Below are 17,105 nucleotides of genomic sequence, written 5' to 3' on the forward strand. Positions count from 1 at the left end.
CCGTGAAAGGAGCCGCACGTCGATGTCCTCCCCCCGTGATCCGTCGTCCTCCGACCAGCCCGAGCGGGCCGAGCCCGCGGCCTCGCGGGAGGCCGCGGACGAGTCCCTGAAGAAAGTTGTAGCGCGGACCACTGACAACGGCGTGGCGTGGCTGACTCTCGATCGACCGCAAACCCTGGGGGCCCTCACCGTTGACCAGCGAGAACGCCTCATCGGCCTGCTCGCCGACGCCTCCGCGGACGCGGAGGTGAGGGCCGTCGTGCTCACCGGTCGAGGACGCGGCTTCTGCGCGGGCGCGGACCTGAGAGGCGCCCCGGGCAGCGGGGCGGAGCGGGTGGCGGGCGACGTGGCGCGCACTCTGGAGCGGGGAGCGCAGCGGCTGATCACGGCCGTGCTCGACTGCGAGAAGCCGGTGCTCGCCGCCGTCAACGGCGTTGCCGCCGGTCTCGGCTGCCATCTCGCACTCGCCTGCGACCTCGTCCTGGCCGCCGAGGAGGCCACGTTCGTGGAGGCCTTCGTACGGCGCGGTCTTGTGCCGGACGGGGGCGGCGCCTACCTGCTACCGCGGTTGATCGGGCCGCAGCGGGCCAAGGAACTGATGTTCTTCGGGGACGCACTGACCGCCGCAGAGGCCGCACGGCTCGGTCTGGTCAACCGCGTCGTGCCGGGCGGGGAGCTGACGGAGACGGCGCGCGCCTGGGCCGCACGCCTGGCGTCCGGACCGACCCGCGCGCTCGCGCTCACCAAGCGGCTGGTCAACGCCTCCATGGACACCGACCGCTCCGCCGCCCTCGGTGCTGAGGCGTGGGCCCAGGAGATCAACATGACCACACGGGACGCACGCGAGGGCGTGGCGTCCTTCGCCGAACGGCGGTCGCCCGTTTTCGACGGGAGGTAGGACAGCGGTGGTTACGCTGGGCGGGACACCCACAACGGGCCGACCGCTCCGACAGCACCACCACCGATGACCCCACACCCGACGGCACCAGATCCGACGACGCACATCCGACGACGCCACAGGGACGATGAAGCCATGATGGGACACGCGGGAATGGCAGCCGCCGCTGTGCGCTATCTGCGGACGGCCGGCTCACCACCGTCCGGACGGGCCACGGGGCGGGCGCTGCCTCACCAGGAGCGAGAGGAGAAGCGTGCCGACACGCTTCCCCCGCCCGACCTGCGAGCCGTGCGGGCGGACGAGCGCGCACCCGTCGACCCGGCCGTCTTCCGCCGCGTCCTGGGCGGTTTCGCCTCGGGGGTCACCGTCGTGACGGCGCCCGCGCCGACGCCCTCGCAGAAGGGGGCGTCGGAGGCCGGGGACGGCGTGCCAGGGCCTGCGGGGTTCGCCTGCCAGTCCTTCGCCTCCCTGTCGCTGGAGCCGCCGCTGGTCTCGTTCATGGTGGCCCGTACGTCCAAGAGCTGGCCCGGCATCGCCCGCGCCGGGGTCTTCTGCGTGAACGTCCTGTCCGCCGCGCAGGGGGAGCTGTGCAGGGCGTTCTCGGTGAGCGGCGCCGACAAGTTCGCCGGGGTCTCCTACTCCCCCGCACCGGTGACCGGATCGCCCCTGCTGGAGGGCGTGACGGCGTGGATCGACTGCGAGATCCACGCCGTCCACACCGGCGGTGACCACCTGATCGTCGTCGGCAGGGTGCGCGCGCTGGACGAAGGGCGCGGTGATGAGGCGCCGCTGGTCTTTCACCAGGGGAGGCTGGGGACGTTCACCCCGGCCGAGTGAGCAGGCACGCGCTCGCTCCTCCGTTCGTCACGCCGCGTGCATGTCCAGTCCCGTGCGGCCGGGCGCCAGGTGCGCGCGCAGCGCCAGGTCCGCGTCGTAGTCCCCTCCGGCTTCATGCCGGTAGGCCAGGGGGGCGAGCGTCTCCAGTGCCTCCATCCGCGCGCGCAGTTGGTCCTGCCACTCCTTGGCGTCTGCCCCACTCGCCCGGTCGGCTCCGTAGAGGACGAACGGCGACAGCGGGGCCATGCCCGTGTACCAGAACGTGCCGTGGTGCAGAGGGAAGAGGATGTCGTCCACGAAGCCGTGGATGCCGCGCGGGCCGAAACTGGAGGAACGCGCACCGACCGAGGTGACGACCATGGCGCGCTTCCCCGCCAGCCCTCCGTCGCCGTAGCGCCGGGTACGACCGTGTGGGTCCTTCACCCCGAAGGCGAATCCCTGCACCAGCACGCGGTCGAACCATCCCTTGAGGATGGCCGGCGGCCCCAGCCACCACAGGGGGAAGTGGAAGACCAGTGTGTCGGCCCAGGTGATCTTCTCCTGCTCTGTGCGGACATCCGGACTGAGCAGGCCTCTGTGGTGCGCGTGCTCCTGGGCCTCCCCGACCAGCAGCCGGTCCTGTGCGTCCCTGGTGGGGAAGTCCGCCCGGTCGACGACCGGCTTCCATCCCATCGCGTACAGGTCGGACTGGCGCACCTCGTGGCCGCGTTCGCGGAGGGCAGCCACCCCGGTGTCCCGCAGAGTGGCGTTGAGGGAGCGTGCCTCGGGGTGGGCGAAAATCCAGAGCGTCTTCATACGACTGATCGTGCGGGCTGCCCCAACCCGAAACGAGTGACCGTATGGACGACAAGTGCAAGGTTCCGGCCAACCGGCCCACTCTCCCGTTCCTCCGGCGAACCACCTCCTCGGCTCACCTTTTCCCGCTCCCTCCGGATGTTCGGACGGTCCCCTCAACGCCCCTCCGACCGCCGCCGGACCGCGCCGCTCCGCCGTTCGTGGCCAACGGCGCACCCGTCCTCCCCGGCCCTCGCCGTACGACGAGCACCATGAGGGCGGCCAGCGCACACAGGACGCCCGTTCCCGTCCAGGCGAGGTCGTACGTCCCGGTGGCATCCCTTACGAGTCCCGCCACGAAGGCGACCACCGAGGCTCCCGCCTGGTGCGCCGCAAGCACCCAGCCGAAGACGATGGCACCGTCGGCGCCGAAGTGCTCGCGGCACAGCGCCATGGTGGGCGGCACGGTGGCGACCCAGTCGAGCCCGTAGAAGATGATGAAGAACAGCATCGGCGGCTGCACACTGCCGGCGAAGAGCATCGGCAACAGCAGCAGCGACAGCCCGCGCAGTCCGTAGTAGACGGCCAGCAGTCTGCGGGCGTCGAAGCGGTCGGTCAGCCAGCCGGAACAGATCGTGCCGACCAGATCGAGCACACCGATCACAGCCAGCAGGGACGCCGCGACCGGAACGGCCATCCCGTGGTCGTGCGCCGCCGGCACGAAGTGGGTGCTCATCAGGCCGTTGGACGACGCGCCGCAGATCGCGAACGATCCCGCCAACAGCCAGAAGACTCTGGTACGGGCCGCCTGCCACAGTGCCGAGAGGGTGCGCCGCAGCGCCCCGGTCGCCCCGGCCTCGGGGGTCACGTAGTCGGGACCCGCGCCGTAGGGGCGCAGCCCGACGTCCTCGGGTCGGTCCCGCAGCAGCCACACCACCAGTGGCACGACGGCGAGCGCGGACCCGCACACCACCAGTGAGGCGGTGCGCCACCCCGAACCCTCCACCAGGAGCGCCACCAAGGGCAGGAAAACGAGCTGTCCTGTCGCGCTGCCGGCGGTCAGGATGCCGCTGACCAGCCCCGTGCGGGCGACGAACCACCGGTTGGCCACCGTGGCGGCGAAGGCCAGTGCCATGGATCCTGAGCCGACGCCCACCAGCAGCCCCCAGCACACGATCAGCTGCCACTCGGAACGCATGAAGACGGTGAGCCCGCTGCCCGCCGATATCAGCAGCAGCGCGGCGGTGACGACCTGGCGGATGCCGTAGCGCTCCATCAGGGCCGACGCGAACGGTGCGGTGAGTCCGTACAGCAGGACGTTGAGTCCGACGGCGAACGAGATGGTCCCGTGGGACCACCCGAACTCCTGGTGCAGAGGATCGATGAACACGCTGGGTGTCGCCCGGAAGCCGGCGGCACCCACCAGTGCGACGAAGCACACCAGCGCGACCCACCAGGCACGGTGCACGCGCGGTGGCGGTGGGGCCGCGTCCGGGGACTGTCGGCTGTGCGTCGTGCCGCTGCCGCGGTCGTCCCGCTCGGGCGGCCGTGAGGAAAGGGTCTCGGTCACACTGCTCAGCCTGCTGAGCCCACTGGCGCGGAACGAGTGGCCCGAGAGCCACCATGTGCGAGGATCGGGCCATGGCCGTTTTCACCCGTACCGGTCTCCACAGAGTCGCCGTTCTCGTGCGGCACGGACTGCTGCCGATCGAGTTGGGCATCCCGCACTGTCTGATGGGGCGTGCTTGGTCCCCCTCGGGGGAGCCGCTGTACGAGGTCGTCACCTGTGCCGCCGCTCCCGGTGCGATCCGCACGGAAGGCGACTTCACGATCAACGTGGAACACGGTCCCGAGGCGCTCGCGGAAGCGGACACCCTCATCGTCCCCGCGGCGCACGAGCGGGACGAGCCCTACGACCGCGGCGCCATGAGTCCGCAGCTCGCCGAGGCCTTCGCACGCATCCGTCCCGGCACCCGGATCGCCTCCATCTGCACGGGCGCCTTCGTCCTTGCGTCCGCCGGGCTGCTGGACGGCAAGCGGGCGACGACCCACTGGAGCGCCGGTGAGCGCTTCCAGCGCCTCTTTCCCTCCGTCAAGCTCGACTCGGACGTCCTCTACGTGGACGAGGGCTCCGTCCTGACCTCGGCGGGTATCGCCTCCGGGGTCGATCTGTGCCTCCACATGATCCGCGGGGACCACGGCTCGGCGGTGGCGAACGAGGTCGCCCGCCGCACCGTCGTGCCACCCCACCGCGACGGCGGACAAGCACAGTTCATCCGCCGCCCCGTACCCGAACCCCGACTCTCCTCCACCGGAACCGCCCGCACCTGGGCCCTCGACCACCTCCACCACCCCCTCACCCTCAAACAACTCGCCGACCAGGAAGCCATGAGCGTCCGCACCTTCACCCGCCGCTTCCGCGAAGAAGTCGGCATCAGCCCGCAGCAGTGGCTGACCCAACAGCGCGTGGAGCGGGTGCGTCATCTGCTGGAAGAGAGCGACCTGTCCGTCGACCAGGTCGCCGCCCGGACCGGATTCGGCTCCGCTTCGACACTGCGGATGCACTTCCAGGCATCCCTCGGCGTCTCTCCCACCGCGTACCGCAGAACGTTCCGGACGGGGAGTGGCGGACACGTCGCCGCGAGCCCTGTCGCGCCGTGCGAGGGGTGACACGCGTGCGGGAACTGCCGACGACTGCTGCCGAGGGAGAAGGAGACGATCACCATGTCCGACCACGCGCGCGTGTTCCTCCACCCGGGCCGCCACCGGGTCGCCGTCCTGGTCCGGCACGGTGTGGTGCCCATGGAGCTGGGCCTCGTCCACCAGGTGTTCGGCCGTGCGGCCGGACCGAAGGGTGACCCGCTCTACGAAGTGGTCACCTGTGCGCTGACGCCGGGAGCGGTCCGTACGGACGCCGATTTCCCCATCCACGTCACGCACGGGCCGCAGGCGCTGGCGGAGGCCGACACGGTGGTCGTCCCGGCCACCCACGAGCCCGACGCGACGGAGACGGAAGGCACGCTGCCGCAACCGCTCCGCAACGCGCTCTCACACATACGTCCCGACGCCCGGATCGCCTCCATCTGCACGGGTGCCTTCGTCCTGGCCGCCGCCGGGCTGCTGAACGAGAAGCGGGCCACGACGCACTGGATGTCCACGGACGGCTTCCGCGCTCTGTATCCACGCGTACGCCTCGACCCCGACGTCCTCTATGTGGACGAGGGCTCCGTCCTGACCTCCGCAGGGGAGGCGGCGGGTATCGACCTGTGCCTGCACATGGTGCGCGGGGACCACGGCTCGGCGGTGGCGAACGAGGTCGCCCGCCGCACCGTCGTGCCACCCCACCGCGACGGCGGGCAAGCACAGTTCATCCGCCGCTCCGTACCCGAACCCCGACTCTCCTCCACCGGAACCGCCCGCACCTGGGCCCTCGACCACCTCCACCACCCCCTCACCCTCAAACAACTCGCCGACCAGGAAGCCATGAGCGTCCGCACCTTCACCCGCCGCTTCCGCGAAGAAGTCGGCATCACGCCGCTCCGCTGGCTGACGCAACAGCGCATCGCACACGCCCGTCACCTGCTGGAGGAGACGGACCTGCCCGTCGAACGCATCGCCACCGACGCGGGCTTCGGTACCGCGGCCTCCCTTCGCCAGCACTTCCACGCCTCCCTCGGCGTCTCCCCTCGCGCCTACCGCCGCACCTTTCGCGCGGGAACGGCGGACGGGTGTTCCCCGGACGTCGCCGGCCCCCTGGCCGAAGCGGCTCGCGCAGCCGGGACGGCCACCATGGCCGAAGCCCGCTCCTGAGCCGCGGCTGCTGCCGGCGCCGTCGCCCCTGTTCCTTGCCCTCTCCGCCCCGTTCTCGTACCCGTCCCAATAGCCGCTGCCGCCGGCCGTTGCTGTTGCCGTTAGCCGTTAGCCGTTAGCCGTTAGCCGTTAGCCGTGAAGGTGACGGCGCGGCGCACCCCCTCGGGCGGTCTCGCCGGACGAGCGCTCGCTCAGAAGGTCAGCACTGCCCGCGCCACCCGACCCCGGTGTGCATCGTGCGCTGCCCGGTCGAAATCCTCGATCGGGTAGACCTCGGTGACCAGCTCGTCGAGCAGTAGCCGCCCCTGGCGGTAGAGGTCCGCGTAAAGGGCGATGTCGCGGGGCGGACGGGAGGAACCGTAACGGCAGCCGAGCACGGATTTGTCCAGGAACATCGCCGCCGGCAGGAAGGCGGCCTCCGCGTCAGCCGCCGGCATGCCCAACAGCACGGCCTGCCCGTGCCGGTCCAGGAGATCGATGGCCTGCCGCACGAGCGCCGTGCTGCCGACACACTCGAAAGTGTGCGCCGCGCCGTCGGGCAGGATCTTCCTGACGGCGGCTTCCGTGCCGGCGGCCCCGGACGCCGTCGTAACGGACGCATCGGCTCCGCCGCATGCGTCGGCCGCGGCTGCCGCCGCCGGTGACGCGGTCACGAAGTGCGTGGCTCCGAACCGGCGGGCCACGTCCTCCTTGGCCGGATTGGCGTCCACGGCGACGATCGGGGCCGCCCCCGCGATCCGCGCCCCCTGGAGCACGTTGAGCCCGATGCCGCCGACGCCGAGCACCACCACGGACTCGCCCGGGCCGACCTTCGCCCGGTTGAGCACGGCACCGACACCGGTGAGGACGCCGCAGCCGATCAGCGCGGCGGAGGTCAGCGGGATGTCTCGGGGGATCGGCGTGGCCTGCACGGCCTTGACGACCGTGTGCTCGGCGAAAGCGGACGTGGCCGCGAAGTTGTGCAGTGGCCTGCCGCCCCGGAGGAAGGGCTTCTCCGGCCTGCCGATGGCGCTGCGGCACATGGTCGGCCTGCCCCGCGCGCACTCGGGGCACGCGCCGCAGTTGGCGATCGTGGACAGCGCCACATGATCCCCCGGGGCCACATGGCGCACCCCTTCCCCCACCGCCTCGACCACACCCGCGCCCTCGTGCCCGAGGACGACCGGGCGCGGGAACGGAATCGTTCCGTCGATGACGGAAAGGTCGCTGTGGCACAGCCCCGCGGCCCGGATGCCGACGAGTACCTCGCCGGGCCCCGGGGCGCGTACGTCGAGGTCGTCCACCACCTGCGCCTGGCCGGCGCCCCGCTCCCGAGCGACCGCCTGTGGGTGGGCGGCGGCCACCGCCGGGGCGGCCGCGTCGTCGACAATCACGCCTCTCATGTCATGGCCCTCACTTCGCTCGGTCTGTTCTTCGCACTGCGTTCCTGTTCCTCGGCCCGACCGGGTGTCTCAGGCCCCCGCACGCCCGGAGGCGCAGTCACCCGACACCGGCCGGGCGGCCGAACCGCACCGCCACACCCCCGCCACACCTCGCGCCGCAACACCGCCGCACGGCTACACCGCTGCGCCGCCACACCTCGCACCGCCGCACCGGCCCACCGCCGCACCGCCGCACCCCCGCACCGAGCGGCACGCTTCACGACGCCCAGACGACCGACTGGAGTTCGCTGTAGGCGTGGAGGCCGAACACCCCGCCGTCCCGGCCGACTCCGGAGTCCTTGAACCCGCCGAACGGCGTTTCCGGATGGCGCTGAACGGTGTTGATGCCGACGTTTCCGCTGCGCAGCCGGCCGGCGAGCCGCCACGCGCGGCCGGTGTCGCCGCTGAAGACGTAGTCGTACAGCCCGTACGAGGTGCTGTTGGCCAGGCGGACGGCCTCGTCATCGTCTTCGAACGGGAGGACGACGACCACCGGCCCGAACAGCTCTTCGCGGGCGACGGTCATCTCGATCGTGACGTCGGTGATCAGGGTGGGCGCGACGTAGAAACCGGTACCGGGCTCGGCGGGCCGCTCGCCCCCGACCAGCACCGTCGCGCCCTGGTCACGGGCGGCGGCGATGTGCGCCTCGACCCGGTCGCGCTGGGCCGCGGAGATCAGCGGTCCGACCATGATTCGCTCATTCGTGGGATCGCCGAGTGTCAGTGCGGAGGCGTAGCGTGAAAGCGCAGTCACGAACTCGTCGTAGAGCGAGCGGTGTACGAGCGCACGCGTCGGTGCCGTGCAGATCTGGCCGCTGTGAAAGGTCCAGGTCGAGGCGACCGAGCCCAGTGCCGCCTCGCGGGTCCGGCCATCCGCGTCGTCCAGCACCAACGCCGCACCCTTCCCGCCCAGTTCCATGAGGGTGCGCTTCATGCCTCGTCCCGCCTGCTCCGCGATCTTCTTACCTACGGAGGTGGAGCCGGTAAAGCTGATCATGTCGACGTCCGGGTGCGCGACCAAGGCCTCGCCCGGCGTCGCCCCCGAGCCGGTGACGACGTTGTAGAGCCCGTCGGGCAGCCCGGCCTCCTGAAGCAGTGGGCCCAGCTCCAGGCAGGCCAGCGGATCCTGCGGCGCGGGCTTGCAGACGACGGCGTTGCCCATCGCAAGAGCGGGCGCGACCTTGCCCGCGAGGTTGACGACAGGAAAGTTGTAGGAGGTGATGCATCCGACCACACCCATCGGGCGGCGCACGGCGGCCGCCCCGATCAGTCCGCCGGGGGCGAGGGCACTGGCCGGTACGGGCTGCGGGGCGAGCGGCACGGTGTCGGGCTCCGACGCACCGCGGGCGTAGCGGCGGAAGCGGTCGGCGGCGGTGGGCAGTTGCATTCCGCGGGCCACCTTGAGGGTGGCGCCGGTCTCGGCCTGGAGGAGCGGTACGAGCCCGGGGCCGCGTTCGGTGAGGAGAGCACCGATCCTCTCCAGTACCCGAGCGCGTTCACGGGGGTCGGTGTCGGCCCACTCCTCCTGGGCGGCGCGGGCCGCGCGGACGGCGGTGCCCACCTCGTCGGCGCCCCCTTCCGGGGCGTAGCCGACCGGTTGTTCGGTGGCCGGGTCGGTGATCTGGTAGTGGCCGCGCGCGGGCTGCTGCCAGGCGCCGGCGATCCAGTGCCGGTAGGCCCGCGGCGCACCCGCCCGGCCGGGGGCGGGTGCGCCGGTGGCCTTCCCGGTGCCCGGTGTCGCGCTGGTTCCGCTCTTCGGTGTGCTCGCTTTCGTCGTCACGTGCTTGCCTCTCTGGGCGGGCCCAGCACCGTGCTGGGACGAGGATGTTCCCGTCGGCCTCATCGAGCCGCACCGAGCCGACGGGGGGAGCGCGTACGTCGCCACCACCGCGGAGCCACGCGCGTCACTCGACGCCGGACACCGTGCCCGCCGCTCGGCGTCGTGCCCGCCGCTCGGCGACGGACGCCCTGCGCGTTGCTCCGCGCCTGGCACCGTGCACGCCGCTCGCGCGGGAGACCGCATACCGCTCCACTCCGGAAACAGCGCGCCGTCCCGCTCCACTCCGGAGACCGCAAACGGCGCCGCACCGGATACGGCGAATCGCACCGCGCCACTCGCACCGCTCCACTCCGAAGGCCGCATCCGCCACCGCCGCCAACGGCTGCGCCAGCACGGAACCGGCACCCTCCGCGCGCGGAGCCGGGTGCGGCCACTACCCCGTCGCACCCACTCAGGCGTTGGGGCGGTCCTTGCGTGCGGCGGCGTCGGCCATCTCCCTGAGCCGCTCCAGCATGGGCATCGGATCCTGCCCGACACTGCCCGGGAGGGCCTCGGCAAGCTGCTCGGGTGTCCACGCCCCGTCGGCGTAGGCGGCCCGGAGTTCGCGAGGCTGCGCCCAGACGGCGACCTTGGGGCCGGCGACGGTGTAGACCTGTCCGGTGATCTCCTGGGCCTTGGCCGAGTCGCTGAGGAGGTAGACGACGAGCGGTGCGACATCTTCCGGTTCACCGATCTCCGTCAGCTCCGTGGGCACCCCCGCGGACATCCGGGTGCGTGCCACGGGGGCGACGGCGTTGGCCGTGACTCCGTACTTGTGCAGGCCGAGGGCCGCGCTGCGCACCAGGGAGATGACGCCTCCCTTGGCCGCCGCGTAGTTGGCCTGGGAGACGGAGCCTTGGTGGTTGCCGCTGGTGAAGCCGATGAGGGTGCCGCCGCGCTGTTGGCGCATCACGGCGCTCGCGGCGCGGAAGACGGTGAAGGTGCCCTTGAGGTGGGTGGCGACCACGGGGTCCCACTCCTCCTCGCGCATGTTGAAGAGCATGCGTTCGCGCAGGATGCCGGCCACGCAGACGGCCCCGTCGAACCGCCCGTACCGGGCCAGGGCGGTGTCGACGACGCGCCGGCCGCCGTCCATGGTGGAGATGTCGTCGGCGACCGCCACCGCTTCACCGCCCGCCGTGGTGATCTCCTTGACGACGGCTTCAGCTATCTCGCTGTGCGGCTCGCCACCGTCGACGCCGACTCCGTAGTCGTTGACGACGACTCTGGCGCCCTCGCTCGCACACGCCAGCGCCACCGCACGGCCGATACCGCGCCCGGCGCCCGTGACGGCGACGACCTTTCCCGTCAGGAAATTGCCCACGTCCGTCCCCCTCCCGAGTTATCTGACGACCCGTTAGATTCTTGGGCAGGCACCGCCCGAACACAAGAGCCCCGTACCGCCCGCTTCCGACGTCCCGCTCTGGAGGAGAGATGACCGTGCCCGCGGAGTGCCCCGAGTTCGCCGAGATCGCCAGGCGGGTCAACAACTGGGGCCGATGGGGTGCCGACGACGAGGTGGGAACGCTCAACCTGGTGACCGACGAGGTGGTGCGGCGGGCGGCGGCCGGCGTGCGCAGCGGTCGCCGCGTCCCGCTCGCGCTGCCACTCCAGCAGAACGGCGTGCAGACCGGGATGATCCCCGGCCGGGTGAATCCGCTGCACACGATGGTGGCCCTCAACCTGGAGATGTTCGGGCCCGGCACCGTGGCCACCAGCGACGACGTGGTGACCATGGGCCTCCAGGCCGCCACCCACTGGGACGGTCTCGGCCATGTCTCGCACGGCGGACGGATCTACAACGACCGGCCCGCCGGCTCGATCACCGCACACGGGGGAGCCACGTTCAGCGGCATCGAGAAGACGCGGCCCCTGGTCTCACGCGGCGTCCTGCTCGACGTGGCGCGCGCCCGCGGTGAGCAGCAGCTGGCGGGGGACCACGCGGTGGGGCCCGAGGACCTGGAGGCGGCCGAGGAGTTCGCGGGCACACGGGTGCAGGCCGGGGACATCGTCCTCGTCCGCACCGGGCAGTTGCGCCACTTTCTGGCCGGTGACAAGCACGCCTACGCCCATCCGTCCCCGGGGCTGTCGATCCGGGCGCCGGAGTGGTTCCACGCCCGCGATGTGGCCGCTGTCGCCAACGACACCCTCACCTTCGAGATCGTTCCCCCGCAGATCGAGAACCTGTGGCTGCCGGTCCATGCCCTCCACCTCGTCGAGATGGGCATGCTCCAGGGCCAGAACTGGAATCTGGAGGAGTTGTCCGAAGTCTGCGCGGACGAGGCCTGCTACAGCTTCCTGCTCTCGGCGCCGCCCGAACCGTTCACGGGCGGAACGGGGGCTCCGGTGGCACCGGTGGCGGTGCTGTGAAGGGGCAGCAGGGAGGAGCGGGGCCGGCGGGGCTCCGGATACCGGTGGGCGGTGGAACGGTTCGGGTGGCGGTGCGCTGATGCGCGCCCCGAGCACGGCACGGCGTACCGCCACCCGACTCCGGCGCTCGGGGGCCCTGCCTCGCACGGCCCTCGGACAGGCCTGGCACGAAGGTTGGCGCCGGACAGCGACCCGTACTCGCCGAGGAATCCAGGATTCCTCGGCGTCCCCTCACGACGCATCGCTCCACCCAAGGGTGATCAAACCGGCACGAGTCGTCAACACCTGGTCTGGACTTTGGGGTTTTTGCCCCAATCCTCCCGGCGCACGTTCAGCCGAACGCGCCAGCCCCGGCTTCCACGACGTTGACCCGGGTGCGCATCGGCATCGTGGCATCAGAACGCGTCTCCGTCCGCGAGCGGGCACCGCCTTCCAGGCGTGCCGCCTCCGGGTGCGCCCGCGACTCCCCGACCGCTCGCGCGCCTCGCATCTCGCCGTACACCGGCGGCGCGAGGACGCATCCCGGCTCCGGCGGCGCGGCGTCCAGTTCGCACCAGACGCGCTTGCCGCCCGGCTCGTGTTCCCAGCCCCAGCGGTCGGCGAGGCCGGAGACGAGCTCCAGGCCGCGGCCGCCGGTGTCCCCGCCCTCGGCCTGGCGGTGGTGCGGAGCGCGGCTGCTCGTGTCGGCGACCTCGACGCGTACGGATTCCACCGTCTCGCATGGCCCCTCGCCCCCGCACCTTCGGGGCAGCAGCATGCACAGCACGGCCGGACATCCGGTGTGCACCACCGCGTTGGTGACGAGTTCCGAGATCAGCAGAATCAGCGTCTCGGCCAGCGGTTCGTCGGCAGCCACCCCGGCTCCTGCGAGCCGGGCCCTGGCCCACCTACGGGCGCGCCCCACCTCCGTCGGATCGGATCCGATCTCCAACTGCTCCAGAAGCACCTGCACCGCTCACACCATCCGAACTGGCGGACACATCGCCTCGCATCTCCCTGTAGTCACGGATTGTGACTCCAGCGAGACCAGCATGGTTGCTCATAGTGAGGGCAACAAGCGCTTCAGGCATATTCCGGCGCAAAGGAGTATCGGCACGGCATACTGTGCGACGGCCTGTGCGACGCCCTGCGGCACCTTGTCGCTTCGGTGTTGCCCCGCGCGGCGGCAGGTTTGCGCTGTCGGATTCCGTACGGACACGGGTTCCGCCACCGCCGCCGCCTCACGCGTCTCCCGCGCGACACCCTCATGACCCTGAGTGACCGCCATTGTTCAGGTTGTCCCTCACATAGCCGCGGGAGGGGTCGGTAGGCGGGAGGTAAAGGGCAACAACGGGAAACCCGTGGCAAGCGGTCACAGCAGAGCCGTGGCCAGTTTCTCCTCAGCAGCCACCGACGTCACCCACTGCTCGGCACGCAACCAGGCCCGCTTGAGATGCAGATGCACCTCGGCCTCCCAGGTGAAGCCCATGCCGCCGAACACCTGGAGGCAGTCGCGGGCGTTGGAGGTGGCGGCCTCGTCGGCGAGGAGCTTCGCGGCGCACATCTCTTCGTCCTCGCGGGTGGCGGCGGCCGCGTACACCGCGCTGCGCGCCGTCTCCGCCCGCACCAGCATCCCCGCGCACAGGTGTTGCACCGCCTGGAAAGTGCCGATCGGCCGCCCGAACTGTTCGCGTTCCCGGGCGTATCCGACGGCCAGTTCCAGCGTGCGGTGGGCGCTGCCCAGTTGCTGCGCCGCGGTGAGCACACCGGCCTCACGGCGCAGCACGTCGGCGTCCACCGTGGGCAGCCGCTCGCCCAGCCCTTCCCCCACCTCTCTCGCGGCCCCTTCCTCCAGCCCTTTTCGCATTCCCTCCACCCCTCTTCGCCGCCCCTGAAGCCCATTTCGCAGCCCTCCCTGCCGGTTTTCGGCAGCCGTCCGGCTGCCGGGGGACGGCCGATCGGTCACCCGGTGCAGTGGGGAGAGCGGATCGACGGACCGCACGGGTGCGGCGGCGGGGAGGTTGTCGGCTTGCTCGCTGTCCTTCACCGTCTCGTCCAGGTCGCTGCCCGTGGTCTCCAAGAGCCGCACCTCGCCGTCACCCACGACGAGCACGGCGTCCGCCGCCTCCAGGTGTTCCACCAGCGTGTTGTCCGGGACGGCTCCCGCAGGGGGCGACGTGAGGCCCGACGACGGCGGCCCCGCGTCCATCGCCGTCACCACCGCACGCCCCTCCGCCGCTCCGGGTACCAGCCCCCAGCCGCCCGCCAGATGAGTGGCGACCAGGGGGCCCGGCAGCAGGGCGCGGCCCGCTTCCTCGAAGACCAGCACCGCTTCGGGCAGTCCGAGGCCGACGCCGCCCGCGCTCTCGTCCGCCCGCAGCGAGAACAGTCCGGCCTCGCCCAACTGCCTCCACAGCCGCGCCAGGTCCTCGCTTGGGGCGTGGTGCGCGAGAGGGTCGGCCGCCTGGTGCAGCGCCGTCGGCCCGAAGCGCCGGTCGAGGAGTTGCCGCATGCCGCGTCGCAGCGCCTCCTGGTCGTCGGTCAGCCGGAAGTCCATGGGGCGTCACCGTCCCTTCGGCAGGCCGAGGACGCGCTCGGCCAGGATGGTGTGCTGGATCTGGGAGGTGCCGGCGGCGATGGTGTACGAGAGGGAGGAGAGCCGCTCGCGGGTCCACTCCTGTGTCAGGTCCAGCGCGTCGGGGCCCAGGGCCGCGGCCGCCACCTCGTACAGCTCCTGGCGGGCGTGGGAGTAGCGCAGTTTGAAGAGGGAGCCGTTCTCTGCGGGGACGCCCGTGCCGCCGTTGCGCAGTCCGTGTGCGGCCTCGCTGACGTTCCACTGGATGAGCCGCCACAGAGCGGTGAACTCGGCGTTGAGCCGGCCGAGCCTGCGGCGGAGTACGGCGTCGTCCCAGCGGCCCGTCTTCCTGGCGTGCTGCGCGAGCAGCCGCAGCGTACGGCGGCAGGCGACGACCTCGCCGACGAAGGCGGTGCCCCGTTCGAAGGAGAGGGTCACCATGGTGACGCGCCAGCCGTCGTTCTCGTCACCCACCCGGTGGGTGACGGGCACCCGCACCTCGTCGAGGAAGACCTCGGCGAACTCCGTCGAGCCTGCCAGCGTCCGCAGCGGCCTGACGGTGACGCCGGGCGCGTCCATGGGCAGGGCGAGCCAGGTGAGACCCCGGTGGCGTGGTGCGTCGGGGTCGGTGCGGACGAGCAGTTCGCACCAGTCGGCGACCTCGGCGTGCGAGGTCCATATCTTGGAGCCGGTGACGACGTAGTGGTCGCCGTCGCGCACGGCGCGGGTCCGCAGCGAGGCCAGGTCGGAGCCCGCGTCCGGTTCCGAGAAGCCCTGGCACCACACCTGGTCGCCACGCAGGATCGGGGGGAGCCAGCGGGCGCGTTGTTCTGGGGTGCCCTCTGCGGCGATGGTCGGCCCCGCGTGCAGCAGCCCGACGAATCCCGCCCCGACGTAGGGGGCTCCGGCCGCCTCCGTCTCCTCCAGGAAGATCAGGTGCTGGGTGGGGGTCGCGCCCTGGCCGCCCGCGTCCCTGGGCCAGTGCAGGCCCGCGTATCCGGCGCGGTGGAGCCGGTGTTGCCAGTCCATGTCGTAGGCGCGTCGTGCGGGCCAGTCCAGCGGGTCGGGGCGGGGCGGCAGTGTGGGCAGTTCCCGGGCCAGCCAGGTGCGCAGGCGGGCCCGGAAATCCTCCTCCTCGGGCGTGCGGGTCAGGTCCATCAGACGCGGTCACTGCCGCGGACGCTGCCGCTGCCGCCGTCGTGGGTGCTGTGGTTCCCGTTGTGGTTGTCGTCGAGGTCGAGGCCGAGCATGCGGATGGCGTTGCCGCGCATGAGTTTGTGGATGGTGGTCTGGTCGAGTCCGGCGACGTGTTCGAGGGCGACCTGTTTCGTGTGGGGGAAGGTGGAGTCGACGTGGGGGTAGTCGGTCTCGAAGGTGGCGTTGTCGCGGCCGATGGTGTCCAGGGCGGTGACGCCGTGTTTGTCGCGGAAGAAGCAGCAGTAGATCTGCCGGTAGTAGTACGTCGAGGGGGGTTCGGGGATCAGGTCCCGGACGCCGCCCCATGCGCGGTGTTCCTCCCACACGTCGTCGGCGCGTTCCAGCGCGTAGGGGATCCAGCCCATCTGGCCCTCGCTGTAGGCGAGTTTCAGCCGGGGGTACTTGACCAGGACGCCGCTGAAGAGGAAGTCCATCATCGAGGCCATGGCGTTGTTGAAGGACAGGGACGCCTGCACGGCCGGGGGTGCGTCGGGGGATGCGGCGGGCATCTGCGAGGAGGAGCCGATGTGCATGTTGACGACCGTGCCGGTCTCCTCGCAGGCGGCGAAGAAGGGGTCCCAGTAGCCGGTGTGGATGCTGGGCAGCCCGAGGTGGGTGGGGATCTCGCTGAAGGTGACGGCCCGCACCCCGCGCGCGGCGTTGCGGTGGATCTCGGCCACGGCCAGGTCGATGTCCCACAGCGGGATCAGACACAGCGGGATGAGCCGGCCGCCGCTGTCGCCGCACCACTCCTCGACCATCCAGTCGTTGTAGGCCCGCACGCACGCCAGAGCGACGTCCTTGTCGTGGGCCTCGGCGAAGGTCTGGCCGCAGAAGCGGGGGAAGGTCGGGAAGCACAGGGAGGCCTCGACGTGGTTGAGGTCCATGTCCGCCAGCCGCGCGGCCGGGTCCCAGCAGCCGCGCCGCATCTGCTCGCGGGTGATGCCCTCCAGCGTCATCTCGTCCCGGTCGAAGCCGACGGCCGCGATCACCCGCTTGTAGGGGAAGAACAACCCTTCGTACTCCCACCAGTCCGTCAGCTGCCCCTCGGGGTCCGTGGTGAACCGGTACTTGCCGCCCACGTACTCCAGTTCGCCGATCCCGGCCGTCAAAGGCTTGGGCCCGGCCTCCCGGTACTTGCCCGGCAGCCACGTCTCGAACAGGTGCGCCGGCTCGATCACGTGATCATCGACACTCACGATCCGCGGAAGTTCCGTCACGGGTGTACCCCCTCGCCATACCGCACTATCTGATGCCCCGTCAGAAAGAGGCTAGCCCCGCCCCCTCTGGACCGACAAGGCGTCGCCCTCTACGCTTCCCCGAAACCTGACGGCCCGTCAGTAAAAAGGGGAGGCGACATGTCCGCTGTCGCACGCGAACCCGGAGCCTCGGCCCGCGAACCAGGAACCGCACGCCCGCCCGGCG

The 17,105-nt window shown here is 71.3% G+C and carries 14 protein-coding genes; 5 read left to right on the forward strand and 9 right to left on the reverse strand.

Annotated features, from left to right (window positions below):
* The first annotated feature begins 22 nt into the window (after positions 1 to 22).
* Positions 23 to 898, forward strand: coding sequence for an enoyl-CoA hydratase/isomerase family protein (locus tag DTL70_RS02850; protein WP_114020221.1), 876 nt, complete (start codon positions 23 to 25; stop codon positions 896 to 898).
* Positions 899 to 1,036: 138 nt separating this feature from the next.
* Positions 1,037 to 1,735, forward strand: coding sequence for a flavin reductase family protein (locus DTL70_RS02855; RefSeq protein WP_425470308.1), 699 nt, complete (start codon positions 1,037 to 1,039; stop codon positions 1,733 to 1,735).
* A 27-nt stretch (positions 1,736 to 1,762) separates the two neighbouring features.
* Here DTL70_RS02855 and DTL70_RS02860 read toward each other — a convergent pair whose 3' ends face one another.
* Complete coding sequence (locus DTL70_RS02860; RefSeq protein WP_114020222.1) at positions 1,763 to 2,530, reverse strand: NAD(P)H-dependent oxidoreductase; 768 nt, start codon at positions 2,528 to 2,530, stop codon at positions 1,763 to 1,765.
* A gap of 115 nt (positions 2,531 to 2,645) precedes the next feature.
* Positions 2,646 to 4,079 carry an MFS transporter gene (locus DTL70_RS02865; RefSeq protein WP_181860756.1) on the reverse strand — a complete coding sequence of 478 codons (1,434 nt, stop codon included), beginning with the start codon at positions 4,077 to 4,079 and terminating at the stop codon, positions 2,646 to 2,648.
* Positions 4,080 to 4,150: 71 nt separating this feature from the next.
* Between DTL70_RS02865 and DTL70_RS02870 the strand changes: the two genes are divergently transcribed.
* A complete protein-coding gene (locus DTL70_RS02870; protein ID WP_245978942.1) occupies positions 4,151 to 5,179 on the forward strand; it encodes a GlxA family transcriptional regulator in 1,029 nt (342 codons plus the stop codon).
* Positions 5,180 to 5,233: 54 nt separating this feature from the next.
* Positions 5,234 to 6,319, forward strand: a complete 1,086-nt coding sequence (locus DTL70_RS02875) for a GlxA family transcriptional regulator (protein WP_114020225.1) — start codon at positions 5,234 to 5,236, stop codon at positions 6,317 to 6,319.
* Between the two features lie 191 nt (positions 6,320 to 6,510).
* Here the strand turns inward: DTL70_RS02875 and DTL70_RS02880 are convergent, their stop codons facing one another.
* The 3 genes from DTL70_RS02880 to DTL70_RS02890 all read right to left on the reverse strand — a co-directional run bounded on the left by DTL70_RS02880 (position 6,511) and on the right by DTL70_RS02890 (position 10,883).
* Positions 6,511 to 7,701 carry an alcohol dehydrogenase catalytic domain-containing protein gene (locus DTL70_RS02880; protein WP_114020226.1) on the reverse strand — a complete coding sequence of 397 codons (1,191 nt, stop codon included), beginning with the start codon at positions 7,699 to 7,701 and terminating at the stop codon, positions 6,511 to 6,513.
* A gap of 256 nt (positions 7,702 to 7,957) precedes the next feature.
* Entirely contained in the window at positions 7,958 to 9,520 is a 1,563-nt protein-coding gene (locus DTL70_RS02885) for an aldehyde dehydrogenase family protein (RefSeq protein ID WP_425470304.1), read from the reverse strand.
* A gap of 451 nt (positions 9,521 to 9,971) precedes the next feature.
* Positions 9,972 to 10,883, reverse strand: a complete 912-nt coding sequence (locus tag DTL70_RS02890; RefSeq protein WP_114020228.1) for an SDR family oxidoreductase — start codon at positions 10,881 to 10,883, stop codon at positions 9,972 to 9,974.
* A 110-nt stretch (positions 10,884 to 10,993) separates the two neighbouring features.
* On the opposite strand from DTL70_RS02890, the gene DTL70_RS02895 reads away from it, so the two are divergent.
* A complete protein-coding gene (locus DTL70_RS02895) occupies positions 10,994 to 11,929 on the forward strand; it encodes a cyclase family protein (RefSeq protein WP_114020229.1) in 936 nt (311 codons plus the stop codon).
* A gap of 331 nt (positions 11,930 to 12,260) precedes the next feature.
* Here DTL70_RS02895 and DTL70_RS02900 read toward each other — a convergent pair whose 3' ends face one another.
* The 4 genes from DTL70_RS02900 to DTL70_RS02915 all read right to left on the reverse strand — a co-directional run bounded on the left by DTL70_RS02900 (position 12,261) and on the right by DTL70_RS02915 (position 16,900).
* On the reverse strand, positions 12,261 to 12,881 hold the full coding sequence (locus DTL70_RS02900) for an ATP-binding protein (RefSeq protein ID WP_114020230.1): 621 nt from the start codon (positions 12,879 to 12,881) through the stop codon (positions 12,261 to 12,263).
* Positions 12,882 to 13,280: 399 nt separating this feature from the next.
* Positions 13,281 to 14,465 carry an acyl-CoA dehydrogenase family protein gene (locus DTL70_RS02905; RefSeq protein ID WP_114020231.1) on the reverse strand — a complete coding sequence of 395 codons (1,185 nt, stop codon included), beginning with the start codon at positions 14,463 to 14,465 and terminating at the stop codon, positions 13,281 to 13,283.
* Between the two features lie 6 nt (positions 14,466 to 14,471).
* Entirely contained in the window at positions 14,472 to 15,641 is a 1,170-nt protein-coding gene (locus tag DTL70_RS02910) for an acyl-CoA dehydrogenase (RefSeq protein ID WP_114020232.1), read from the reverse strand.
* Entirely contained in the window at positions 15,641 to 16,900 is a 1,260-nt protein-coding gene (locus tag DTL70_RS02915) for an amidohydrolase family protein (RefSeq protein WP_114020233.1), read from the reverse strand. Before DTL70_RS02915 ends, DTL70_RS02910 begins: the two co-directional genes overlap by 1 nt.
* Positions 16,901 to 17,105 lie beyond the last annotated feature (205 nt).

This window comes from Streptomyces diacarni (assembly GCF_003323715.1).
Taxonomy (GTDB): Bacteria; Actinomycetota; Actinomycetes; order Streptomycetales; family Streptomycetaceae; genus Streptomyces; species Streptomyces diacarni.